Here is a 24,289-nt window from a genome sequence, read left to right on the forward strand (position 1 = left end):
ATCAGGCCGCCTTCCGTTCCATGACGATGCTGCCGGCACCGTCGATATGGGCATCAAAACTGGTCGACACAAAAGTAGAGGTCTCGTCCTCCGCAATCACGGCGGGACCCGCAATGGTCGCGCCGGGCGCCATGTCCTCGCGGCGATAGAGCGGGATCTCGACCACCTCGCCCGCCCTTCCGTCAAAGAATTTTCGGCTGCCGGAGGCTTGGCCCGCCGGCTTGCGCGTCACGGCCGCGACGGTGGGCGGATTGCGCGCCTCCGTCGTGGCGAGCACCGACCAGCTCAGCACCTCGATCGCCGCGCCCGGGATCGCCCGCTCGAACATCGCGGAATAGTCCGCCTCGAATTTCTGGCGCAGGCCTGCAAGATCGGCCGACGTCAACGGCCGGTTCGGCAGCTCGACGGTGATCTCGTGGCCCTGGCCGACATAACGCATGAAGGCGGCGCGGCGCTCGCGCACCGGCGCACCGGCCGCACCGGGCTCGACCAGCGCGCGCGCTTCGGTCACCATCTCCTGCAAGAGATCGGAGACGACCTTGGTGTCGAAATCATCGAGGCGGACGTGACGGCTGCGCACCAGCTCATAGGCGATGGGCGCGGCGAGGAAGCCAACGGCAGAACCGACGCCGGCATTCGACGGCACGATCACGCGGGAGACACCGATCTTCTCGGCAACGCGCGCCGCATGCAAGGGCGCTGCACCGCCGAAGGCGATCAGCGTGTGCTGGCCGACGATCTCGCCGCGCTCGACGGCATGCACGCGCGCCGCGCTGGCCATGTTCTCGCAGACCACCTCGTGCACCGCATAGGCTGCGGTCTCCGCCGACAGGCCCAGCGCTTCGCCGACGCTGCTCAGCAGGGCCTTCTTTGAAAGCTCCGGGTCAAGCTTGATCGTGCCGCCAGCAAACGCATCAGGATCGATCATGCCGAGCGCAACGTCCGCATCGGTCACGGCCGGCCGCTGACCGCCACGGCCGTAGCAGGCGGGGCCCGGTTCGGAAGACGCACTCTCCGGGCCGACAGTGACGCGCTTCATCGCGTCGACATGCGCGATCGAGCCGCCACCGGCGCCGATCTCGACCATCTCGATCACGGGAATGCGCACCGGCAGGCCCGAGCCTTTCAGGAAGCGCGCAGCGCGGTCGACCTCGAACACGCGCGAGGTCTCGGGCTGGTACTTTTCGATCAGACAGATCTTTGCCGTGGTGCCACCCATGTCGAAGGACAGCACCTTGCTTTCGCCAAGACGCGCAGCAATCTGCGCCGCGAAGATCGCGCCGCCGGCAGGACCGGATTCGACGAGCCGCACCGGAAAGCGTCGCGCCGTCTCGATCGAGGTAACGCCGCCACCTGAGGTGACGAGATAGATGGCGCCGCGGAATTGCTCGACCTGCAACGCGTCGGCCATGCGGGCGAGATAGCCGTCGATCAGCGGCTGCACATAGGCATTCGCAACAGCGGTTGAGGTTCGCTCATACTCGCGGATCTCCGGGCACACGGCCGAGGACACCGTCACCGAAATGCCCGGCATCTCCTCACCGATGATCGCGGCTGCGCGGCGCTCATGGTCGGGATTGGCATAGGAGTGCAGGAAAGCGATGGCGACACTCTCGACGCCTCGCTCGCGCAATTTCGGCGCCAGTGCGCGGACCGCCGCTTCGTCCAGTGCGAGACGAACGGCACCGTGCGCGTCGATGCGCTCGGGCACGGTGAAGCGAAGGCTGCGCGGCGTCAGCGGCTTCGGCTTGTCGATACTGAGATCGTACTGATCGTAACGGCTCTCGGTGCCGATATCCAGCACGTCGCGAAAACCTTCGGTGGCGATCAGGGCCGTTTTGGCACCACGCCGCTCGATGATGGCGTTGGTCGCCAGCGTCGTGCCGTGGATGAAGACGTCGATGTCGCTGATATGCGCACGCGCGTCGGCGAGAATGAGGCGCATGCCGTCCAGCACTGCCTGCTCTGGACGCTGCGGCGTGGTCAGCACCTTGCGGGTCTTGCGCACCTCGCCCACATCAAGCACGATGTCGGTGAACGTGCCGCCAATATCCACGGCAAGCCGCACCTCGGCTCCTTCAAGCATTCCAAAATTCTCCGGCTGATCGTCAAGAACTGAGGGCGAAAACGCAGCAATTTCCGTGCCATCGAGCACAACGAAAACGCTGTACCCGGCTATTCTGCTTGGCACCTATGCAATAGGCAAGACGTGTTCACCCGGCATCACATCAGAGCAGGAATGCAAGGGCCGCTTCGCAACGCTCCTCGACCTTGAGCGTCAGGAGATCATCGGCACGGGTGCGCCCGAGATTGACCGCAGCGATCGGGATCTGACGCTCTGCGGCAGCCTTCACAAAGCGAAAGCCGGAATAGACCATCAGCGACGAGCCGACGACCAGCATGGCATCCGCCTGCGCCAGATGATCCTGCGCGGTGGCGACAACGTCGCGGGGGACGTTCTCGCCGAAGAACACCACGTCGGGCTTGAGGATGCCACCGCAGGCCTCGCAAGCCGGCACCTTGAATGATGAGAAATCCGCGTGCTCCAGATCGGCGTCGCCGTCGGGCGCGTCCGCGGCATCGAGCGTCAGCCATTCGGCATTGGCGCGGCCAAGCGCCTCCTGGAATTCGTTGCGCGGCGTCTTGGCCCCGCAGCCCATGCAGCGGACCAGATCGAGCCGTCCGTGCAAATCGATCACCTGCCGGTGGCCCGCGGATTGATGCAGCCTGTCGACATTCTGCGTCAGCAGCATCTCGCAGCGCCCGCTCGCCTCGAGCCGGGCCAGCGCATGATGCGCATCGTTCGGCCTCGCTTGTCCGAATCGCCGCCAGCCGATCAGGCTGCGCGCCCAGTAACGCTGGCGCGTGTGCCCTTCCGACATGAAGGCCTGGAAATTGACCGGCTGGGTCCGCTTCCAGCTGCCATTTCTGTCGCGGTAATCAGGGATGCCCGAATTGGTGCTGCAGCCGGCGCCGGTCAGCACGAACAGTTTTTCGTGCCGGCCGACGAAATCCTGGAGCCGAGAGTCTGCCAGCGGAGTGTCTGTCATGGCGCAGATGTAGTCTGCGCCGCGACATTTTGCCAGATCACGCTTTGGCCGGCGGCCGCTCATCTCAGCTCGACCAGTTGTCCCTGAATTCGGGAAACAGCGTCAGGCCGCCGCACGCATAGATGGTCTGCCCGGTGATGTAGCTGGCGTCATCCGAGGCCAGGAAGGCGAATACCGCAGCCATCTCTTCCGGCGTGCCGACGCGGCCGAGCGGAATGTGGCTGACGACCGCGCCGCGCTTTTCGGCGTCGCCGGTCCAGGCGGCGTTGATCGGCGTGTCGATTGCGCCGGGGCCGACCGCATTGACGCGAATGCCGCGGCCGGCAAACTCCAGCGCCAGCGTGCGGGTCAGATTGGCCATGCCGCCTTTGCTGATCGAATAAGCGAGATAGCCAGGTTTTGGGATGATCTGGTGGACGCTCGAGCAATTGATGATGCAGCCGCCTCCGCCGCGGGCAACGAAATGCGCCAGCGCCTTTTGCGCGCAGAGCACGGCGCCGTTGAGATTGACGTCGATGATGCGGCGATAGGCTTCGATGTCGAGCGCCTCGCTCGGCGATTCCTGCTGAAAGCCGGCATTGTTGACGAGACAGTCGAGGCGCTTCCAGCGCGCCAGGATGGTTTCGAACATTGCGGCGATGTCTTTTTCGTCCCCGATATCGGCGTGAATGATGAAATGATCGAGCCTGCCGTGGCCACGGTCGCTCGAAGCCGTGCGCGCGAGCGCAAGCGTCTCCTCAGCCTTCTCGGGGGGACCGATATAGTTGATGGCGACCGTCGCGCCTTCCTGGGCGAGGCGAATGGCGACGGCACGCCCGATGCCCTGCGGAGCGCCCGTCACCAGCGCGTATTGGCCGACGAGGCGTGAGGGGAACTGGGTCGAGCGATCGGTTTGCGGCATGATGTCTCTCCGGAATGCTCCATCATCTACGGAAGACGTGATTTGTTCCATCCCCCGCGGCGCATCGCTGGGATTCATTCCGCGCGGCGCGCGATCGGCGAGGTCAGGATCTGATACAGGATAATCGCACCAAAGGTCGCGGTGCCGATTCCGCCGATCGTGAACGCACCGAATTTGAGCGTGAGATCGCCGGCTCCCGCGGTCAGCGCCACCGCGACGGTGATCAAATTCGCCGGATTGGCAAAGTCGACCCTGTTCTCGACCCAGATCCGGCCCGCCATCGCCGCGATCAATCCGAACAGCACGATCGAAAGACCGCCGATGACGGGCCCGGGGATCGACAGGATCAGCGCGCCGAATTTCGGCGAGAAGCCGAGCAGGATCGATACGATGGCGGCGAAAGCAAACAGCAGGGTCGAATAGACCTTCGTCGCCGCCATCACGCCGATATTCTCGGCATAGGTGGTGACGCCGGTGCCGCCGGCGCAGGCCGCCACGATCGTCGCGAGGCTGTCGGCAAGCAAGGCGCGGCCGAGATACGCATCGAGGCTGCGGCCCGTCATGGCTCCGACGGCCTTGATGTGCCCGAGATTTTCGGCGACGAGGATGACCGCAACCGGCGCGATCAGGAAGATGGCGTCGGCCTGAAAGGTCGGCGCGGTGAAATTCGGCAGGCCGAACCACGGCGCGGCCGAGAGCTGCGTGAAGTCGATCGGCTTGCCGAAGCCAAGACCGTTCGCAAACAGCAGGTACAAGAGATATCCGCCGATCGCGCCCAGGATGATCGGCAGGCGGCGCCACAGGCCGGGCGCGGCCACCGCAACCACGCCGATCATCAGAACGGTCGCAAGCCCGATCCAGGTCTCGAACGCGTTCGCGCTTACCGCCTTCACCGCCACGGGCGCGAGATTGAGGCCGATCGCGGCGACCACGGCGCCGGTGACCGCCGGCGGCATCAGACGCTCGACCCAGCCGATGCCCGACCACATCACGATCAGTGCGATCACGCCGTAGAGCACGCCGGCGCCGACGATGCCGCCGAGCGCAATTGAGATGTTCGGATTCGGTCCGTGCCCGACGTAGCCGGTGGCGGCGAGGACGACGGCGATGAACGCGAAGCTCGAGCCGAGATAGCTCGGCACGCGCCCCGCCACGATGACGAAGAAGATCAGCGTGCCGATGCCGGAGAACAACACAGCAACATTGGGATCGAACCCCATCAGCAACGGCGCGATGATCGTCGCACCCGACATGGCGACGCAATGCTGGAGACCGGAGACGATGGTTTGCCCCCACGACAGCCGCTCCTCCGGCATGACCACGCCCGAGGTCTTCAGCTTCCAACGCGGAAAATAGCCTTGTGAAAGACGGTCTTGCGATCGCTCGTCCGCGCCAAATGCGTTCGACATGTTCCCCCCAAGGTGCGGTGCAGCGATTGATCTTCGTGCTAATAGACAAAAATGTGATTGTTGCTCGAGCGGCGATGATCACATGATGTAAGTCATGCACGATCAATGTGTTCCGGGATTGAACTTTATGACACAGATCGCGATCCAGCCAGCCGTCCACCGCCGGCACCAGCCCTGGTACAGGATCCTCTATGTCCAGGTCCTGATCGCGATCGTGCTCGGAGTCCTGATCGGCTATTTCTATCCGGACCTTGGCAAAGCCCTCAAGCCACTCGGCGACGCCTTTATCGCGCTGATCAAGATGATGATCGCGCCCGTCATCTTCTGCACCGTGGTGCATGGCATCTCCTCGATGGGCGACCTCAAGCGTGTCGGCCGGGTCGGACTGAAATCGCTGATCTATTTCGAGACTGTCTCGACCGTTGCGCTCGCCATCGGTCTTTTGGTGGGCGAGATTCTCCAGCCCGGACACGGCTTCAACATCGATCCCGCCACCATCGATCCGAAATCGGTCGCGACCTATGTGTCCAAGGCGCATGAAGACGGCATCGTCGCCCATCTGATGGCGATCATTCCCGACAGCTATGTGGGCGCGATCGCGCGCGGCGACCTCTTGCAGGTGCTGCTGGTCTCGATCCTCTCCGGGTTCGCCATCGCCTTCCTCGGCAAATCAGGCGAGCCGATCGCGGAGGCAATCGACAAAGCCGCAAAGATGTTCTTCGGCATCATCCGCATCATCGTGCGCGTGGCGCCGATCGGTGCATTCGGCGCGATGGCGTTCACCGTCGGCGCCTACGGCCTTGGCTCGCTGCTCAACCTCGCCGCCCTGATCGGCACGTTCTATCTCACCAGCATCCTGTTCGTGCTGATCGTGCTGGGTGCGATCGCACGGCTTGCCGGCTTCTCCATCATTCGCTTCATCGCCTATATCAAGGACGAGCTCCTGATCGTGCTCGGCACCTCGTCGTCGGAGACGGTGCTGCCGCAGATGATCCAGAAGATGGAGCATCTCGGCGCCTCGCGCTCGGTGGTCGGCCTCGTGATCCCGACCGGCTACAGCTTCAACCTCGACGGCACCAACATCTATATGACGCTGGCGACGCTGTTCCTGGCGCAGGCGACCAACACGCATCTGACGATCTGGCAGGAACTCGGCATCCTCGGCATCGCGATGATCACCTCGAAGGGCGCCTCCGGGGTAACAGGCGCGGGCTTCATCACGCTCGCCGCGACGCTGTCGATCGTGCCTGATATCCCGATCCAGTCGATCGCGATCCTGGTCGGCATCGACAAGTTCATGAGCGAATGCCGCGCGCTGACCAATCTGATCGGCAACGGCGTCGCCTGCGTCGTCATCAGCATCTCGGAAGGAGAGCTCGATCGCCAGGCGCTGCACGAGACCATGGCGCATCCACTGGAGCTCGGCGAAGCGCTGGAGCCCGGCGGCGGCGCGTAGAGCCGCAAAGCGAGATCGAAGGCAGACGCCGCCCGGTTCCGTTGCGGTAGTTTCCCGGAGTAGAAAATTCCTAGGACCGGAGTCACAACATAGGTGTTGGGATCACGGATCGATACTCATCCATTCCACCCGACGCGCTGGGGGCAGAGCGTCGGGTTTTTGAAAATTTTCACTCGATCTAGCTGTCAAAGCTTGCATCGGCCGCATCTGTCAGCACCGCCGGCCGCGGGCAGGTATCATTGTTCCGTCAGTCGGGACAACCGGTCAGATCGAGCCGGCGTGTGATCCCGATCGCTCCGAGGAACGCCTCATCGTGACTGACCACGAGCAGCGCGCCGTCATAGGCACGGAGGCCCGCCTCGACGGCTTCGATCGATTCAAGGTCGAGGTGATTGGTCGGCTCGTCCAGGATCAGCAGCGACGGCGGCGTCGCCCCGCCGAGCACGCAGGCAAGGCCGGCGCGAAACAGCTGGCCGCCGCTCAGACTGCCAACGCCTTGCAAGGCCGCATCTGCGCGAAACATGAAACGCGCCAGCGCGGCGTGGCATTCATTCGCACCGGCCCTCGGATTGAGACGCCCAAAATTGTCGAGAATCGAGATCGCGGGATCGAGCAGGCTGACCTTCTGGTCGAACAGCGCGAAGTCCGGCCTCACGCGCACGGTGCCCGCGACAGGGCGTAGCTCACCGGCGATGAGCTTCAACAGCGTCGTCTTGCCGGAGCCGTTGGGCCCGACAATCGCGACGCGCTCCGGCCCGACGATGGCAAGCGATAGATCGCGCAGGATCGGCCGTTCCGGCTGATAGCCTGCGCGAACACGATCAAGCCAAACCACCTCCCGCCCCGCCGGGAGCCGGGTCGACGGTAGCTTTACAGTCAGCGGCTGAAGGATCTCGATGCGCCGGCGGGCGGTGTCGAGCGCATCCAGAGCCTCCGCGCGCCGCCGCTCGGCGATCTCTGCGGCCCTGCCGCCGCTGTCCTCACTGCGATCCTTGCGCGCGCCTGCAAGGATTCGTGGCATGTCGCCCTTGGCGCGCTTCCTCTTGCCACCGCTGTCCTTGCGCGCCTTGCGTTCGGCCGCCTCCTGCGCCTTGCCGTCGATCTCGGACAAATGCTTCTCGGCATGCGCGAGGTCGTGCCTGACGGCCGCAAGCTCGACGGCCTTTTGCGCGCGATAGCTACTCCAATTGCCGCCATAGCGCGTCGCGCCGAGCGAGGTCAGCTCGACGATGGCGTCCATGGTCTCGAGCAGTGCCCGGTCATGGCTGACGACGATCGCGCCGCCGCGCCAGGCGGCAAGCAGATCGATCACGGCACGGCGCCCGTCCCGATCGAGATTGTTGGTGGGTTCGTCCAGCAGGATGAAATCCGGCGCGGTGAACAGCAGCGCGGCGAGACGAACGCGCGTGATCTGCCCGCCCGACAAACAATCCAGCTCCGTATCGGGCGCGATATCGATGCCGACGCGCGCCAGGGCGGATGCGAGCCGCGTCTCGAGCGCCCAGTCGACCTCGGCGACATCCTCGGCGGAGGCCTCGCCACGCTCCGCCCGGCGAAGCAAGTCGAGAGACTCTCGCGCGCCAAAGAGGTCGACGACCCGCATGCCGCCGCGCAGCTGGGCGTCCTGCCGCAAGAGGCCAACGGTGCCGTTGACGACCATGCGTCCCGCCTGCTGGACGTGCTCGCCCGTGACTGCGGCGAGCAGCGTTGTCTTGCCGACGCCGTTGCGGCCGACAAGGCCGGCGCGTTCCGCGCCGAAGATCAGATCGATGTTGGAGAGCAGCGAGCGGCCGTCAGGCGTGGACAGCGACAGGTTCGACAGGATGATGGAAGCAGGCATGGAATTCCCCGTGAGCAATGCGGATCGGCGTTGCGGTCGGGGTGAAATCCATGGCTGCTGACATCCTTGATGTGAGCCTCGCTCATAATTCGGCCGGGTGGCAAGATCAAGGCATGCCGTCGCGAAGCCAGCGGCTACGCCAGCCTGTCGAACTGAACCTTGCCCGCTTTCATCACCAGCGGGATGTGCTCGCCCTGACCGAGCAAGCAGCCGACATCACGCAACGGATTGCCGTCGACCACGAGCAGATCCGCAAGCGCGCCGGGCACGATGCGGCCGAGCTTGCCCTCCATGCCGAGCACCTCGGCCCCGATCACGGTCGCGCTGGCGATGACCTCGCGCGCCCCCTGGATTTCGGCGCGAATGCGGAACTCTTCGCTCTGGAGGCGTTGCGACGGGCCGAGCAGGTCGCTGCCGTATCCCATCTTCACCCCGGCCTTGCGATAGATCTCGAGCGAGCGCAGGCCGGCATCGCGGACGTCGGCGATCTTGGCGACGCTCTCCGGCGGCAGGCCGAACTGCGCGCCCTCATTGGCGAGCGCTTCATAGGTGATCAGCGTCGGCACCACATAAGCGCCCTTCTCGGCCATCAGGCGAGCGGTCTGATCGTCGACCAGATTGCCGTGCTCGATGGTGCGGACGCCGCAGCGGACTGCGCGCGCAATCGCCGGAGCCGTATAGGCATGGGCGAGCACATAGGTCTGCCGGCCCTGCGCTTCGTCGACGATGGCGCGGATCTCGTCCTCGGAGTAGCCGAAGGCGCCGACCGGATCGGTCGGAGAGGCCACGCCGCCGGACGCCATGATCTTGATCTGGTCGGCGCCCATCTGTAGTTCCTCGCGCACCGCCTTGCGCACGCCGTCGACACCGTCGGCAACCCGCGCCAGCGCGCCGACCCGCACGCAGCAGGGACAGACGGAATCGCTGGCCAGATAGTCCGAGCGGGCCCGACCGTCGCCATGGCCGCCGGTCTGACTCAGCGCACGGCCCGAGACGAACAGGCGGGGGCCATCGGTCAGGCCGGTCTCGATGGCCTGCTTCATCGCGTGGCCGGCGCCGCCGGCATCGCGGACGGTCGTGAAACCTCGCCGCAGCATGCCCTTGAGAATCAGGGTCGAACGCAGCGTCACCAGGACATTCGGCATTTTCGCCTGTGCCGCCAGGTTGAGCTCGATCGCGATGGTATGGACGTGCAGGTCGATCAGGCCGGGCATCAACGTCCTGCCCTTGAGATCGATCGTTCGATCTGCGGTGGCCTGGATCGGCCGGTCCGAGACCTCCTTGATCATGGCATCCTCGACCAGAACGTCATGGCCGGCCAGCAACTCAGGTCGGAGCGGATCAAGCAGCGCGGCGTTCTTGAAGAGAGTGCTGGGCATGGAGGATTCCTCTATCAGGCCATCAAAAGCAGCGCCGGCAGGGCGAGTTGGGCGAACGGAAGACACGCGGCGACGTCGTCCTCGTCATACCAGCCGGCTTCGTGAAGCAGGTTGAGCGATCCGAGCGTGCGGCCGCGCCAGCGCACCGGCATGTTGAGCACGCTGGCGCAGCCAAGCGAGGCGATCAGCTCGTGGTCGGGGAACACGGTGCGCAGATCGTCCTGCGTCCGGCCGATATAGGCCTCGCCGGAATCGAGCACGGCCTCGGTCCACGGCCCCGGCGCGAGGCGCTTGCGACCGCCGGTGGGGTACGGACCCGGCAGATTGGAATAGACCCGCGCGGCTTCGAAGGTGGCGCCGTCATAGGTCAGGATCGTGAACAGCTTGTGCCCGATCGCCGACTTCAGCGCTTCGTCCAGCGCCGCAAAGACCGCGCCCGGTTGATCCGCCCTGTCCTGCGCCGCCGCAACGGCGCAGAGCAGCGGATCGGCCGGGCGCCTGGTCGGCCTCATGCTGTTTCACCTGCGGCGATCTCTTCGAGCGAGCGGCCGCGCGTCGGCACGCCCATCAAGACGACGGTGACCGCCCCTAACAGCAGCACCGTGGTGGTGACGCCGAACACGCCGGCGAAGCCGAAATTGGGATAGAGGTAGCCGACCAGGATCGGCGAGACGATCGCGCCGATGCGCCCGATGGCGGAAGCAAGCCCGGCGCCGGTGGTCCTGATCGGGGTCGGGAACACTTCGGCGGTGTAGGCATAGACACCGGCATAGGTGCCGTTCATGAACAGCGACAGCAGAATTCCCGCCAGTATGATGTGCTGATCCGTCTGCGCGAAGGCAAGGCCGAGCGCGCTGACGCCGCCGAGCACCATATAGGTCGCAATGGTCGCCTGCCGGCCGATCCGCTCGTTGAAATACGCGGCGCTGAAATAGCCGGGAATCTGGGCGCAATAGATGGCGATCGAATAGCCAAAGCTCTTGGTGATGCTCATGCCGTTCTGGACCAGGAGGCCGGGGATCCAGACGAAGAAGGAATAATAGCTGAAGGTGATCGCAAGCCACATGATCCAGGTCATGATGGTGATACGCGCCTGGCGCGCCGCCAGAAGCGCTGCGAAATTGGCAAGCAGTGTTCCACCGGTGCCGGCGGGAGGGACGACTTCGACCACCGGCGGCGGCAACAGACGGCCCTCACGCGCAAAGACAGCCTCGATGCGGTCAAGCACGGCCTCGGCTTCCTTCTCCCGCCCGCGGCTCTCCAGCCAGCGCGGCGATTCCGGCAGAGCGCGCCGCCACCACAGCAGCATGACGACAGGCACCGCCGTGATCACAAGCACGATACGCCAGCCATTGTCGTAGGAGGGAACGATGAAGTAGCCGAGCAAGGCCGCGGCCACGAAGCCGAAAGAGAAGAAGCCTGCGAGCGCCCCGGTGAAGGCGCCGCGGTAACGTCGCGCCACGAACTCCGCAAGATAGGGCGCGATGATCGCGCTCTCCGCGCCCGTGCCCATGCCGGCGACGATGCGGGCTGCGAAGAAGGCCGGCCAGGTATCGACCATCGCGCTGACGATCGATGCTGCGCAATACAGCGCCAGTGCCGACATCATCACGGCGCGGCGCCCGATGAGATCACCGAGCGTGCCGGCGAACAGGGCGCCGAACAGGAAGCCGATATAGGTGCTGCTGCCGAGCACGCCGATCTGGACGCTCGACAGATTCCACGCCGTGCGCAGCACCGGCAGGATGAAGGCCAGCACCGCCGCGTCCATCGCGTCGAACATGTAGCCGAGCCCACCCATCAGCAACAGATGCGTGTGGAAGCGTGCAAACGGAAGGCGCTCGATGCGCGCCGATATCATCGACATGAATATCCCCCTCGATCCCGCGGGCCGGCACCCGCTTGTCGTTCGGGACGAAATCATAGACAGAATGACGTTATCGTAATAATTTATAATGATGATCTGGTACATCACTGTGGTGAATATCCGTGTCCTTCCGCGCGCTCGACCTCAACCTGCTGAAAGTCTTCGAGGCATTGATGACCGAGGGCAGCGTCACGCGCGCGGCGAGCGCGTTGACGATGACCCAGCCCGCCGTCAGCAACGCGCTCGCACGCCTGCGCGATGCGCTCGGCGATCCGCTGTTCGTACGGTCCGGCACCGGGATCCGTCCGACCCAGCGCGCCGTCGTTCTCTGGGAGCCGATCGGCGAGGCCCTGGAAAGCGTCCGCAGCGCGCTCGACGAGCAGGTGTTCGATCCGGCTCGCGCCCAGACCGAGTTCACCCTGTCGATGTCGGACTACGTCGCCTCGCTGGTGATGCCGAATTTGTTGAACCATCTCGGCGAGATCGCGCCCAAGACGCGGGTCCACACCGTGCCCAACACCATCCTGGAGATCGCCGATCAGCTCGAGGGCAACCGGGTCGATTGCGTGCTGAGCGTTTATGTCAACGAGGCGCAGCAGCCGACGGCGATTCGCTCACGCTCGCTCTGGACCGTCGATTATGCCTGCTTCATGCGGCGCGGCCACCCGCTCGCGGCCCAGAAGCGGCTGAGCACGCGCGCCTTCCTGAACGCCGGGCATGTCGACGTGACCCTGGCCGGCAAGCGAGCGCCGACCTACGATCTCTTCCTGGCCTCGCGCGGGCTGTCGCGCAATTTGGTCGCGACCGTCAATCATTACAGCGCCGCCTATGAAATCGTGCGCCAGACCGATCTGATCGCCGTGCTGCCGAGCGATCTGCGTTCGCAGTCGCGTCATGCGCCGTTCCTGCATGCGATGCCGCTGCCGCTCAAGGCGCCGGCGCGGATCGTCAGCCTGTTCTGGCACCAGCGCAACGACACCGTGCCTGCGCAGCGCTGGCTGCGCGAGACCCTGGTCGGAATGTTCGCCAAGTCGGAATGAGCGAAGCAGCGCCTCAACGCACGGCGGAAGCATGGAAACGCTCGATGCCGAGATCGCTGATGCGAGTCTGGGTGCCGCCGCCCACGATCAGCTCCGCCATCACGGCGCCGGCGCCGGGCCCGAGCTGGAAGCCGTGCAGCGAGAAGCCGAACTGGTGATAGAGTCCCTTGTGCCGGCTGCTCGGCCCAAACACGGGGATATCGTCCTTCATCTTCGCCTCGATGCCGGCCCAGGCGCGCACGATGGTGGCGCTGCGCATCACCGGGAACAACTCGAACACGGTCTGCGCGCTGGTTGCAAGGCTCTTCCAGTCCAGCACCGTCTCGTTGCGATCCTGGTAGGCCGTCGCCAGATGACCGCCGCCGATCAACACGGTGCCGTTCTTGAATTGCTTGAAGGAGAGTTTTCGTCCACGCAGGATCACGACGGGATCGATGAAGTGCGGCACGCGCGAGGTGATCATCAGCATCGGCGCCACGGTCTCGACCGGCACCGGCTCGCCGAGATCGGCGGCGATCTTGCCGGCCCAGGCGCCGGCGGCATTGACGAGCACTGGCGCGGCGTAGCTATCTGAGCCAACGTCGACATGCCAGAGGCCGTCACGGTGCCGGATATTGCTGGCGGCGACGCCCTCGCGCACGGTCGCGCCGAGCTGCTCGGCCTTGCGCCGGAACGCCGTCGTCGTCTGCGCCGGATTGGCGGCACCGTCGCGGCGCGACACCACGCCGCCGGGACAGGTCTCGGCGACCGCGGGCACAAGGCGCCGGAGCTCCGCCGCGTCGATCAGCTCTTCATGAGTGAAGCCCAGCGCGTTGAGTTCAGCCACGCGTGTACGGCAAACGGCGAGCTCCTCCTCGTTCTCCGCGACCAGCACCTGGCCGTAGCTTTCGAAGCTGCAATCATCGTCGAGGAGATCGGTGATCTTCTCCCAGATGCCCATCGAGCGGATCGAGAGCGGAATCTCGGGGATATGCCGCGCGAGCTGGCGGACGCCACCGGCGTTGACGCCTGAAGCGTGGCGGCCGGCATAGTCCTTCTCGATCAGCACCGGCTTCAGGCCGGCGAGACACAGATGCAGCGTCGTCGAGCATCCGTGGATGCCGCCGCCGATGACGATCGCATCCACTGATGTGGTCATCCGCGCACCACGGCCCTGACGTCCTCTTCCGTTTTCGGGACGGCGGCGAGCTCGGCAAGGGTGATCGGTTTCACCGGTGCGCGCAGGCGGTAATAGCCGATCTCCTGCGGGGTCTTAGCCCGAGCCTGCGCCATCAGCTCCGTCACCGTGAGGCCGCAGAGCCGGCCCTGGCACGGCCCCATGCCGGTGCGGCGGTAGGCCTTGAGCTGGTTCGGCCCGGTCGCGCCGATCGCCACGGAATCCAGAACATCCTTTGCCGTCACTTCCTCACAACGGCAGACGATGGTGTCACCTGAGGGGATGCGGAACTGCGGCGCGGGACGGAACAGCGTGTCGAGGAACACGCGGCCGCGCTCGGCCCTGGCGAGATCGGCGCGGAGCGTCGCCACCGGCGCAAGTTTGGCGGCAGCCGCAGGCGCCAGCGCTTCGATCGCAGCGCGCGCGGCAATACGACCACGGACCACGGCCGCATTGGCACCACCGATACCCGCACCGTCGCCGGCGATCGCGATGCCGGCCACCGAAGAATTGCCGTTCGCATCCAGCACCGGCGACCAGCACAATTGCAGATCATCCCAGCGATGCTCGATACCGGCCGCCATCGCCAGATTGACGTTGGGCACCACGCCCTGATGCAGCAGCAGCAGATCGGCAGGGATGGTCTCGCGCTTGCCGCCGGCAACGTAGCTGACGCTCGCGAGTTGCCCGTCACCAGCCGCAGCCAGCTCGGTGACGCCGGAGACGACCTGCACCTTCGCCTTCACCTCGCGCATCATCGACAGGCCCTTGGCAAAATAGGGCGAGGTGAGGAATGCGAAGGCGTGCGGGAGCGCCGCGAAATAATTGCCGCGCTCAGTGGTGTCGAGAATGCGATCGATACGGCCGCCGAGGCGCAGGATCTGGGCGGCCAGCAGCCAGAGCAGCGGCCCCTGCCCTGCGATCACGGTGCGACCATCGGGCACCAGGGCCGACGATTTCAGCATCGTCTGTGCCGCGCCGGCCGTCATCACGCCCGGCAGGGTCCAGCCAGGAATTGGGAACGGCCGCTCCAGCGCGCCGGTCGCCAGAATCACGCGCTTGGCCCTGACGAACGCAGAGGCGCCGCCAACCGAGACGGCGATGTCGAGATTGCGGTCGAGGCTCCAGACGGTGGCGCGATGAATGACTTCGGCCTTGCTCGCGCGCAATGACTGCACGAGATCGGCACCGACCCAATAATCCGCGCCGAGCTGACCACGGTCCGTCACCGGCGTCGACGAAATGGCGCGGAACACCTGGCCGCCGGGACCGATATTCTCGTCGAGCAACAGCGTCGTGAGACCTGCCTCTGCGGCCGTGGCAGCGGCGGCAAGACCCGCAGGGCCGGCGCCGACCACCACGACATCGTAATCTTCGCGCTTGGGAGCGACGCTCATCTTCCGATCTCCCGCTTGCCCTTCTGGATCTCGATCTGCATGCCCTCGGCCACTGGCACGAGGCAGCCCTGGCGATTGCCGACGCCGTCGATGGTGACGAGGCAGTCGAAGCACACGCCCATCATGCAGTAAGGCAGACGCGGCGCGCCGCTGACTGCCGTGGAGCGCCGTGCGTCCCGGCCGGAGGCCAGCAGTGCTGCTGAAACAGTGTCGCCCTCGCGCGCCGCGACGGCAACGCCGTCGACGAAGATCTGCACTGGAGGACGTTTGTCCTGTTCGGATCGTCTAAACATGGGATGCCTCGTGGCTCCTTAATATCTCTAATAGCCGCTGTTGTTCGCAGCGCCGGCGCCGCCAAAACGGCTGGCCGAGAACGCGCCGACCAGCTCGGGCTCGAGCGCGCCCTGCGCGACCATGCGCGCGATCTCGAAAGCGTGGTTGGAGGCCAGCGTCACACCGGAATGGCAGCAGGCGACGAAGGCGCCGGGATGCGTCTCCGACTGGTCGTAGATCGGAAAGCCGTCCTGCGGCATGACGCGGATGCCGGACCAGCTCCTGATAACGTTGAGCCGCGACAGATGCGGAAACATGCGCTGCGCGCGATCGGCCATCACGCCGCTGATCGACGGCTTCAGCGTACGATCATCCAGCTCGTCCTCCTTGCTGTCGCCGATCATCACCGTGCCCTCGTCGGTCTGGCGGATCGTCGTCAGCGGATGCGGCAGGAACGGCATGGTGCGCTCGGTCACCACGACCTGGCCACGGGTCGGACCCATCGGTGCGTGGAGACCGACCATCGGCGCCAGCGCCTGGTTGGCATTCCCGGCGGCAAGCACGATTTTGTCGGCGCGCAGCTCGCCCTGCGGCGTGGCCAGGCGGAATTCGCCGCCACTCTTGCTGATCGCCGAGACCGGACGCTCGGGAAAATAGGCGATGCCGAAGGCCTTGAAGCCGGTATGGAACGCGCGGAACGTCCGCAGCGAATTGACGTGGCCATCGAGCGGACAATAGCTGCCGCCGGAGACCTCTGGCCCGATCAGCGGCAGCCACTTCTTCACCTCGGATGCGGACAGCATCTCCATCTTGTAGTCGGCCGCGCCGGTCTGGTTGCGCATGCGCTTGACGAGCTCGGTGCGCTGACCGAACTCGTCATCGCCGAGCGTAAGGTGAAAGCCGCCGTTCTGCTGAAGCGCGACATCGAGGCCGGTCTGCTGCTTCAGCTCGGACGCGAGCCGCCCCCAGGCCTGCGAGGCCTGCACCGTCCAGACCGTATAGGCGGGCATGCCGAGGCCCTTGCTCTGGACCCAGACCAGCGCAAAGTTCGCACGCGAAGCGCGCTTGGTGATATCGCCTTCGTCGAGCACGGCCACGCGTCTGCCTAGCCGTCCGAGGCCCCAGGCAACGGCGGAGCCGAGCAATCCGCCGCCGATCACGGCGACGTCGTATTCAGTTCGCATAGGTTCTCCTATCGTCCCGCATCGCCCTTGCCGGCGAGCACGCGGTCGAGCCCGTAGAAGCGGTCGAGCAGAATGAGGGCGGTCATGGTGACAGCGATCACGCAGGCCGAGACCGACGTCACCAGCGGATCGATGTTGTCCTGGATATAAAGGAACATGCGCACCGGCAACGTCTCGGTGCCGGGCGCGGCGAGGAAGACGGTCATGGTGAGATCGTCAAAGGACTGGATGAAGGCGAGCGCCCAGCCGCTGATGACGCCGGGCAGGATCAACGGCAGGGTCACCCGGCGAAACAGCGTCCAGCCGCCGGCACCGAGCGAGACCGCGGCCATCTCGACCGTGAGGTCCATGCCTGATGCCGCCGCCAGCGTCAGCCGCAGCGCGAATGGAAACACGATGACGACATGCGCGACGATCAGCGCCGCAAAACTGCTGCCGAAGCCAACCGATGTGAAGAAACGCAGGAAGGCGATGCCGAGCACGACATGCGGGATCATCAGCGGCGAGAGGAACAGCGCCGCGAGCGCATCGCGGCCGCGGAAGCGATAGCGCGCGATCGCGAGCGCCGCCGGCACGGCAAACAGCAAAGCCACGAAGGACGACAACGCGCCAAGACCGAGACTGACCCAGAACGCATGGATGAATTCGGGATATTGCGCGATCGCCCTGAACCAGCGCAGCGAAAAGCCGTTGGTCGGCAACGACAGAAAACCCTCGGGCGTGAAGGCGACGAGGCAGACCACCAGGATCGGCGCCACCATCACGATGACGAAGACGGAGTGGAAGATCAGTGCGAGCGGTCCGTTCCGGCTCATCGGAACACCTCCGCATAACGGCGTTCGATCAGTGCGTTGCTGCCGACCACGATCAGCACCAGGGCGACCAGCAGCAACGTGGCGACGGCCGCCCCCAGGGGCCAGTTCAGCGTGTTGAGGAATTCGTCATAGGCGAGCGTCGCCGCGACCTTGAGCCTGCGGCCGCCGATGATCGCGGGCGTCGCAAAGGCGCTGGCCGAGAGCGAGAACACGATGATCGCGCCCGACAGCACGCCCGGCATGATCTGCGGCATGATGATGCGGCGGATGATGGTGACGGGTCCGGCGCCGAGCGACATCGCGGCATTCTCGATCTGCGGATCGAGCCGTTGCAACGCCGCCCAGACCGACAGCACCATGAACGGCATCATCACATGCGCGAGCGCGACGACCATTCCTGTTTCGGTGAACATGAAGGGAATGGGCGAACGGATCACGCCAAGCGTCATCAGAAGCTTGTTGACGAGGCCGTTGTTGCCGCCGAACAGCAGCGCCCAGCCGAGCGTGCGCGCCACCACCGAGATCAGCAACGGGCCGAGAATGACCAGCAGGAAAAAGCTCTTCCAGCGGCCGCTCATGCGATTGAGGATGTAGGCTTCGGGCGCGCCCAACAGCGCGGTGAGCAGCGTGGTCAGGATCGCGATGCGAAAGGTTCGCCAGAACATCTCGGCGTAATAGGGATCGGTCGCGATCTCACGCCAGTTCTTGAGAATGAAGACCGGCTCGATGCCCTTGTACTGGCCCCAATCGTGGAAAGACAGCATCACGGTCATGGCGAGGGGGATCACCAGCACGCCGACGAACAGCATCAAGGCGGGGGCCGTCAACGCCCATGGCGCACGCGCGCTGCGCTCCTCGGCGGCCATGCTCATGCGCCAGCCCTCGGGCGCACGCTCATGTCTTGGGGACGCCAGGTGAGGCGAACCGCCTCGCCTTCGGCCGGCTGCGGCTTGCCGTCGTTCTGACGGATCACGATCGCAAGGCCGCATTCGCTCTCGCACTGGAACAGCCAGTGATTGCCCTGGAAGATGCGGGTGACGATCTTTGCGTTAAGGCCGGCATTGCCGAAGCCGATACGTTCGGGGCGAATACTGACGGTGACGGGGCCGCTGAGACCGGCAGGCGCCGGCGCACTCCAGGAGCCGGCCACGAGTTGCGCCGGCGTGGCGGTCCGATCAATCGTGCCGGCAAAGTCGTTGGTCTTGCCCAAAAACTGCGAGACGAAGGCCGATGCCGGCTTTTCGTAGGTCTCCTGCGGCGTGCCGATCTGCTCGATCTTGCCCTGGCTCATCACCACGATGCGGTCGGACAGCGACATCGCCTCGTTCTGGTCGTGGGTGACCAGGATCGTGGTGGTGCCGATGGTGCGCTGGATCTGGCGCAGCTCGATCTGCATCTCCTCGCGCAGTTTTGCGTCGAGGTTGGACAGCGGCTCGTCGAGCAGCAGCACGCTCGGCTTGATCACCAGCGCGCGTGCCAGCGCCACGCGCTGCTGCTGGCCGCCGGACATGCGGCGGGGATGGCGGTCCTCGTAACCGGCGAGGCCCACCATCGCGAGCGCGGCACGGACGCGCTCGGCCCGCTCATTGCGCGGCACATTGCGCATCTCGAGGCCGAAGGCGACGTTCTCCGCCGCGGTCATGTGCGGAAACAGCGCATAACTCTGGAACACGATGCCGAGGCCACGCTTGGCCGGGTGGATCGCGGTGAGGTCCTTGTCCTCCAGGCGGATCGCGCCGCGCGTGGGATCGAGGAAGCCCGCGATCATCTGCAAGGTCGTGGTCTTGCCGCAACCGGAGGGACCAAGGAAGGAGATGAATTCCCCCCTGCCGACCGCGAGGCTGAAGTCATCGACCACTGTCTGCGCGCCGAATTGCTTGGCGACCCGATCGAGCTCGAGATAGGCCATACGCTGTCTCCGCCCCGGACGATCAGATCAGCGCTCGACCTCGCGATTCCAGCGCTTGGTCCACTCCTCGCGCTTGTCGTTGATGGCGGTCCAATCCGGATTATAGAGCTTGGCTGCACGCTCGCCGATCGGCGCCATCTTGCCGAGCTCCGGCGGCACCTTCAGCGATTTCAGCACCGGGCCGTAGCCGTAATCCTTCAGCATCACGAGCTGGATCTTTGGATCGAGCAGCATTTTCACGAAGCTGGATGCGAGCGGCGAGGCGTTGGGCTTGTTGATCGGACACGCTGTGGTCAGCAGCGTTGCCGCGCCTTCCTTCGGATAGACGAAGTCGACGGGGAAGCCGGTATTGGCAAAGCTCTGCACGCGGCCGGTGCCCCACACCGCGATCACGGCCTGGCCGGACTGGAACAGCTCGGTCATCTTGCCCGGCGACGGCTCATAGGCGAGCACGTTCGGATTGATCTCGTCCTTGAAGATCTTGAAGCCGGAATCGACGTTGGACTCGCCGCCGCCGTTCATCTTCGACAGCATCACCAGCGCTTCGAGACCATAGGTGTTGTTGATCGGCGGGATCACGAGCTGCTTGGCGTATTTCGTGTCCTTCAGATCGTTCCACGAGGTCGGCGGCGCCCAGCCTTTCTCCGCGAATACTTTGGTGTTGTACATCAGACCAGTCGCGACGATGCCGATCGCGACCGCGCGGTCATCCTTGAAGCGTGCGGTGTCGTAGAGATCGGAGGTCGGCAGGCCGTCGAGCTTGCCGCAGAAGCCGAACTGGATCGCCTGATACATCGGGCCGTCGTCAACGATGGCGACGTCGATCTGCTGGTTGCTCTTCTGCGCCTGGAGCTTCGCCAGCGTGTCGGTCGAGTTGCCGGCGACGTACTCGACCTTGACGTTGTTCTCCTTCTCGAAGGTCGGGATCACCTCGTCGCGGATGGTCTTCTCGAACGAGCCGCCATAGCCGGCGACATAGAGCGTTTTCTGCTGGGCCCGGACCGCCGTTGGGATGGCAATGAGCGCTGCGATGCTGACCGCGGTCAGAAGGCTAGAAGTCTTCATGTGGACCGATCTCCAATACCGGAATGAGGTGACGTGCCGACAAACGCTGCGAGAAGCGACCTGCCGCATTTCCTTCCGCGCCGATCCCCTTAAGCAGGGCTCCGGCCCCTGCTCGACGGGTTCTGGCGCGATCTGGGACGTTTTGAGCCCCAATCTGCCGAAAAAGCGGTCTGCCTCTAGCTCTGATGAAAAAGATCGCAAACCCCAGCTTCCATCGTCCAATGAATAATGGCACCATCTACATGCCTAAATGTTATGAATTGGATTTGCGATGGCGCGGATCAACTCGCGGCAGGTGGAGGCCTTCCGGGCGATGATGCTGACCGGCAGCGTCACCGAAGCTGCGGCGCTGATGACAGTTACGCAGCCGGCGGTCAGCCGGTTGCTGCGCGACCTCCAGGCGCTGTTGAAGATGGAGCTGTTCGAGCGGCGCGGTACGGGCCTGGTGCCGACCGCCGCTGCGATGGCGCTCTACACCGAAGTGGAGCGCTCCTTCGTCGGCCTCGAGCGTATCGCCGCCGCAGCGGAGGAAATCCGGGGACGCCGCACCGGCTCGCTGCGGATCGCGGCACTGCCGGCGCTGTCAAACGGATACTTGCCGCGGCTCACGGGTCACTTTCTGAAAGAGCGGCCGAACCTCAACCTCGCCTTCTTCGGCGTAATCTCGCCGATCGTGGTCGACTGGGTGCTGAACAATCAGTGCGACGTCGGTTTTGCCGAGGTGCCGATCGCACATTCCGGCCTGCCAAGCCAGAAGCTGCCGGCGCCTGCGCGCGTTGCGGTACTACCGACCGGTCATCGCCTCGCGGAAAAGCAAGTGCTGGAGCCGCAGGACTTCGAGGGCGAGACCTTCATCTCGCTCTCGGCGGGATCGTCGAGCCGGCACCTCATCGACCAGATCTTCCATCGCCACGATGTCCGCCGCGTGCTGCGGGTGGAGACCGCGCTGTCCGAGATCATGTGCGGCTTGGTGTCATCAGGGCTTGGGGTTGCGATCTGCGATCCCTTCACCGCACAGGAATTCTCCACCCGCGGCATCGTCGTGCGCCGCTTCCTGCCGCGCATCGACTTCGAGTTCTCCGCGGTGTTTCCGGCGCAGCGCAGCCCCTCGCCGGTCGCGCTCGATCTGGTCGAGACCATGCGGAAGTCGCTGGCGGAGTTTGAGAGCTAGCCGTTGAACGCAGCCTGCGCCTCCGGCAGGTCCCAGATCTTGCCGATCGCAGCAGTACCTGCCGCAACCATCGCAGCCTCATCCGCGCCGAGATAGCGGCCCTCATCGATCAGCACACGGCCGTCGACCATGACCTGATCGATATTGGCGCGGTTGGCGAGCGCGATCAGCGCGCGGCGCGGGTCGAACAACGGCTGAAGATGTGGATGGGTAAGATCGACCACGGTGAGGTCGGCGGTCGCGCCCGGCTCGATGCGGCCGAGATCCGGCCGCTTGATGACGTCGGCGGCCACCGCCGTGTTCGCCTCGATCAGCTCGGGCGAGTTCGCAACATCGGGACGCGCCGAGGTGATCTTGGAGATCAGCGAGGCCGCATTGAGCTCGCCGAGCAGGTCCATGTTGTAGCCGTCGGTGCCGACCACGGTGCGGACGCCGTGCTCGACGAAGCGGCTGAACGCCGCGGTGACGCCGGCGCGCGCGAACACGCGCGGGCAGTTCAGCACGGTCATGCCGCGCGCGGCCATCAACTTGAGATCTTCGTCGCTGCTGAACATGCAATGCGCCGCCATCAGATCGGGCGCAAGCAGGCCGAGCCAGTCGAGATATTCCGCCGGCGTNCCGTAACGCTTGCCGATGGTCTCGACCTCGGCGCGGCTCTGCGCCATGTGCGTCGTGATGGGCACGCCGAGCTCGCGTGCCCGGGTGGCACAAGCCTTGAGCAAATCGGGGCCGCAGGTGTCGGTGGCGTGCGGGCTCATCGCGAGGTTGATGCGACCGTCGCCCCGATTGTTCCAGCGCTGATAGAGCGCGTCCCACGTTGCCATGTCGGCGGCGCCGTCGTCGCCGGAATAGCGCACCACGCCATCGGGGCCGGCTTTGGCATCGGAGGTCGAGAACAGATAGGGCGCGCCGTAGAAGCGGATGCCCATCTCCACCGCTGCGTCGAACATCTCGGGGATCGAGTTGCGGAACGGCTCCATCACCGTGGTGGCGCCGCCCTTGAGCAGCTGAAGGATGCCGAGCCGCGCCACCGCAAGGCGCTCTTCCGCCGACAGGATCTCCGCGCCGCGCTTGGTCAGCGGCAGCAGCACCGTATAGACGATGCTCTGGTTGTTTTTGCGGCCATTGCCATCCTCGCTGTGGCTGCGCGCCACGGCCTCGCTGAAGCAGTGATTGTGCAGGTTCAACAGGCCCGGCAGCACGAAGCGGCCAGGACGATCGTAGACCTGATCTGCGCGCGGCCTGTCGCGCGTGACGGTCGCGATCCTCTTGCCTTCAACCAGAACCCAATGGTCGCGCAGCACGTCCTGCGCGCCATGCTTGCGTGACAGCACATAGCTGCCGAAAATTGCTGTGGTGCTCATGCGGGGCGTACGTTCCAGAACACGGCGGTGCCGTCGAGAATGCCGGTGATATCCTTGCGATAGGCAGTCGGCTGCTTGTACAGGCCGATCGGAATATAGGGGATTTCCTCGAACGCGACGGCCTGGATCTCGCGGCAGATGCGCTGCTGTTCGGCAAGCTCGGAGGCCCCCAGCCACCGGCTGCGCAATGGCCCCATCTTCTCGCTCGCATACCAGCCGGCCACCTTGCCTTCGCCGCGAATGTTGGTATTGCCGGCCGGGTTGAGCCAATCGATGCCCTGCCAGTTGCCGACCGCGGCGCTCCAGCCACCCTGCCCAATCGGATCCTTCTTGAGCTGGCGCTGCAGCACCACGGCGAAATCGAGCCCGGCATACTCGACATTCATGCCGGCCTTGCGCAAGCTATCCACCGCGATCTCGCCGAGCGGCTTCTGCGCCAGCGAATTGGTGGGGACGAGCAGCACGATCCTCTCGCCATTGTAGCCGGCGGCCTTCAGGTCGGCCTTGACCTTGTCGTAGTTGCGCGGACCGCGGAACACGTCGAGGCCGACTTCGTTCGCCATGGGCGTGCCCGGCGCAAAGAAGCCGATCGGCGACACCTGGAAGGCGGGGTCGGTGCCGGCCACCGCGGCCATGAACGCTGATTGATCGATTGCCCCCAGCAGCGCGCGGCGGATGGCGGGATTGTCGAACGGCGGCTGAAGATGATTGAGCCGCAGCATGCAGGCGTAACCTCTGGGGTCGAGGATGCGCGTCTCGATATCGCCGGCGGCCTTGATGATCGGCAGCAGATCGTGCGGCGTGGTCTCCTGCCAGTCCTGCTCGCCGGTCTGGAGCGCGGCAACGCCGGTGCCGGCATCGGGTGTGGTGGTCCAGACCACGCGGTCGTAATGCACGATCTTCGGGCCCGCGGTCCAATCCGGCTTGCCGTCGGTGCGCGGCTGATAGCGCTCAAACTTTGCGTAGGCGTTGCGCGCGCCCTGCACGCGCTCGTCAGCGAGATAACGGAACGG

At 65.0% G+C, this 24,289-nt stretch carries 21 protein-coding genes and 1 pseudogene; 3 read left to right on the forward strand and 19 right to left on the reverse strand.

Annotation, left to right across the window (positions count from 1 at the left end):
• Position 1 precedes the first annotated feature (1 nt).
• From AOQ71_RS40415 to AOQ71_RS40430, 4 genes are all read right to left on the reverse strand, one after another.
• Entirely contained in the window at positions 2–2,086 is a 2,085-nt protein-coding gene (locus AOQ71_RS40415; RefSeq protein ID WP_057759867.1) for a hydantoinase/oxoprolinase family protein, read from the reverse strand.
• A 142-nt stretch (positions 2,087–2,228) separates the two neighbouring features.
• Positions 2,229–3,050, reverse strand: coding sequence for an NAD-dependent protein deacetylase (locus AOQ71_RS40420; RefSeq protein ID WP_057759870.1), 822 nt, complete (start codon positions 3,048–3,050; stop codon positions 2,229–2,231).
• 64 nt (positions 3,051–3,114) lie between these two features.
• Entirely contained in the window at positions 3,115–3,951 is an 837-nt protein-coding gene (locus AOQ71_RS40425; protein WP_057759221.1) for an SDR family oxidoreductase, read from the reverse strand.
• A gap of 74 nt (positions 3,952–4,025) precedes the next feature.
• Positions 4,026–5,360 carry a solute carrier family 23 protein gene (locus tag AOQ71_RS40430; RefSeq protein WP_057759223.1) on the reverse strand — a complete coding sequence of 445 codons (1,335 nt, stop codon included), beginning with the start codon at positions 5,358–5,360 and terminating at the stop codon, positions 4,026–4,028.
• A gap of 127 nt (positions 5,361–5,487) precedes the next feature.
• On the opposite strand from AOQ71_RS40430, the gene AOQ71_RS40435 reads away from it, so the two are divergent.
• Complete coding sequence (locus tag AOQ71_RS40435) at positions 5,488–6,816, forward strand: dicarboxylate/amino acid:cation symporter (protein WP_057759226.1); 1,329 nt, start codon at positions 5,488–5,490, stop codon at positions 6,814–6,816.
• 247 nt (positions 6,817–7,063) lie between these two features.
• On the opposite strand, the gene AOQ71_RS40440 is transcribed toward AOQ71_RS40435, so the two are convergent.
• The 4 genes from AOQ71_RS40440 to AOQ71_RS40455 all read right to left on the reverse strand — a co-directional run bounded on the left by AOQ71_RS40440 (position 7,064) and on the right by AOQ71_RS40455 (position 11,902).
• Positions 7,064–8,656, reverse strand: coding sequence for an ABC-F family ATP-binding cassette domain-containing protein (locus tag AOQ71_RS40440; protein ID WP_057759227.1), 1,593 nt, complete (start codon positions 8,654–8,656; stop codon positions 7,064–7,066).
• Between the two features lie 134 nt (positions 8,657–8,790).
• Positions 8,791–10,035, reverse strand: a complete 1,245-nt coding sequence (locus tag AOQ71_RS40445) for a metal-dependent hydrolase family protein (protein ID WP_057759229.1) — start codon at positions 10,033–10,035, stop codon at positions 8,791–8,793.
• Between the two features lie 14 nt (positions 10,036–10,049).
• Positions 10,050–10,547, reverse strand: a complete 498-nt coding sequence (locus tag AOQ71_RS40450; protein ID WP_057759231.1) for a GAF domain-containing protein — start codon at positions 10,545–10,547, stop codon at positions 10,050–10,052.
• The gene (locus tag AOQ71_RS40455) at positions 10,544–11,902 is read right to left on the reverse strand and encodes an MFS transporter (RefSeq protein ID WP_057759234.1); all 1,359 of its coding nucleotides are present in this window, start codon (positions 11,900–11,902) and stop codon (positions 10,544–10,546) included. The genes AOQ71_RS40450 and AOQ71_RS40455 overlap by 4 nt, the downstream gene beginning before the upstream one ends.
• Before the next feature lie 116 nt (positions 11,903–12,018).
• Here AOQ71_RS40455 and AOQ71_RS40460 point away from each other — a divergent pair, with 116 nt between their 5' ends.
• Positions 12,019–12,942 (forward strand): LysR family transcriptional regulator, encoded by a 924-nt coding sequence (locus AOQ71_RS40460; RefSeq protein WP_057759236.1) that lies wholly within the window; start codon positions 12,019–12,021, stop codon positions 12,940–12,942.
• 13 nt (positions 12,943–12,955) lie between these two features.
• Here AOQ71_RS40460 and AOQ71_RS40465 read toward each other — a convergent pair whose 3' ends face one another.
• The 8 genes from AOQ71_RS40465 to AOQ71_RS40500 are packed head-to-tail and all read right to left on the reverse strand — an operon-like array spanning position 12,956 to position 20,741.
• Positions 12,956–14,080 (reverse strand): NAD(P)/FAD-dependent oxidoreductase, encoded by a 1,125-nt coding sequence (locus AOQ71_RS40465; RefSeq protein ID WP_057759238.1) that lies wholly within the window; start codon positions 14,078–14,080, stop codon positions 12,956–12,958.
• Positions 14,077–15,495, reverse strand: coding sequence for an FAD/NAD(P)-dependent oxidoreductase (locus AOQ71_RS40470; protein ID WP_057759240.1), 1,419 nt, complete (start codon positions 15,493–15,495; stop codon positions 14,077–14,079). Before AOQ71_RS40470 ends, AOQ71_RS40465 begins: the two co-directional genes overlap by 4 nt.
• Complete coding sequence (locus AOQ71_RS40475) at positions 15,492–15,788, reverse strand: (2Fe-2S)-binding protein (protein WP_057759242.1); 297 nt, start codon at positions 15,786–15,788, stop codon at positions 15,492–15,494. Before AOQ71_RS40475 ends, AOQ71_RS40470 begins: the two co-directional genes overlap by 4 nt.
• A gap of 27 nt (positions 15,789–15,815) precedes the next feature.
• Positions 15,816–16,952 carry an NAD(P)/FAD-dependent oxidoreductase gene (locus AOQ71_RS40480; protein WP_057759244.1) on the reverse strand — a complete coding sequence of 379 codons (1,137 nt, stop codon included), beginning with the start codon at positions 16,950–16,952 and terminating at the stop codon, positions 15,816–15,818.
• An 8-nt stretch (positions 16,953–16,960) separates the two neighbouring features.
• Positions 16,961–17,767 (reverse strand): ABC transporter permease, encoded by an 807-nt coding sequence (locus AOQ71_RS40485; RefSeq protein WP_057759247.1) that lies wholly within the window; start codon positions 17,765–17,767, stop codon positions 16,961–16,963.
• Positions 17,764–18,639, reverse strand: coding sequence for an ABC transporter permease (locus AOQ71_RS40490; RefSeq protein ID WP_057759249.1), 876 nt, complete (start codon positions 18,637–18,639; stop codon positions 17,764–17,766). The genes AOQ71_RS40485 and AOQ71_RS40490 overlap by 4 nt, the downstream gene beginning before the upstream one ends.
• The gene (locus AOQ71_RS40495; RefSeq protein ID WP_057759251.1) at positions 18,636–19,676 is read right to left on the reverse strand and encodes an ABC transporter ATP-binding protein; all 1,041 of its coding nucleotides are present in this window, start codon (positions 19,674–19,676) and stop codon (positions 18,636–18,638) included. Before AOQ71_RS40495 ends, AOQ71_RS40490 begins: the two co-directional genes overlap by 4 nt.
• A 27-nt stretch (positions 19,677–19,703) precedes the next feature.
• Positions 19,704–20,741, reverse strand: coding sequence for an ABC transporter substrate-binding protein (locus AOQ71_RS40500; RefSeq protein ID WP_057759253.1), 1,038 nt, complete (start codon positions 20,739–20,741; stop codon positions 19,704–19,706).
• Between the two features lie 271 nt (positions 20,742–21,012).
• Here AOQ71_RS40500 and AOQ71_RS40505 point away from each other — a divergent pair, with 271 nt between their 5' ends.
• Positions 21,013–21,912, forward strand: a complete 900-nt coding sequence (locus tag AOQ71_RS40505) for a LysR substrate-binding domain-containing protein (protein WP_057759256.1) — start codon at positions 21,013–21,015, stop codon at positions 21,910–21,912.
• On the opposite strand, the gene AOQ71_RS49445 is transcribed toward AOQ71_RS40505, so the two are convergent.
• The 3 genes and pseudogenes from AOQ71_RS49445 to AOQ71_RS49455 form a co-directional block, all read right to left on the reverse strand.
• Positions 21,909–22,529 (reverse strand): amidohydrolase family protein (locus AOQ71_RS49445; RefSeq protein WP_245317414.1); only part of this gene is annotated, 621 nt, incomplete at its 5' end. The genes AOQ71_RS40505 and AOQ71_RS49445 overlap by 4 nt on opposite strands.
• A 1-nt stretch (position 22,530) precedes the next feature.
• Positions 22,531–23,276 (reverse strand): annotated as a pseudogene (locus AOQ71_RS49450) (amidohydrolase family protein); the annotation flags it as partial.
• Positions 23,273–24,289 (reverse strand): ABC transporter substrate-binding protein (locus AOQ71_RS49455; RefSeq protein WP_245317416.1); only part of this gene is annotated, 1,017 nt, incomplete at its 5' end. The gene AOQ71_RS49455 and the pseudogene AOQ71_RS49450, both read right to left, overlap by 4 nt.

It is taken from the genome of Bradyrhizobium manausense, assembly GCF_001440035.1.
Classification (GTDB): Bacteria; Pseudomonadota; Alphaproteobacteria; order Rhizobiales; family Xanthobacteraceae; genus Bradyrhizobium; species Bradyrhizobium manausense.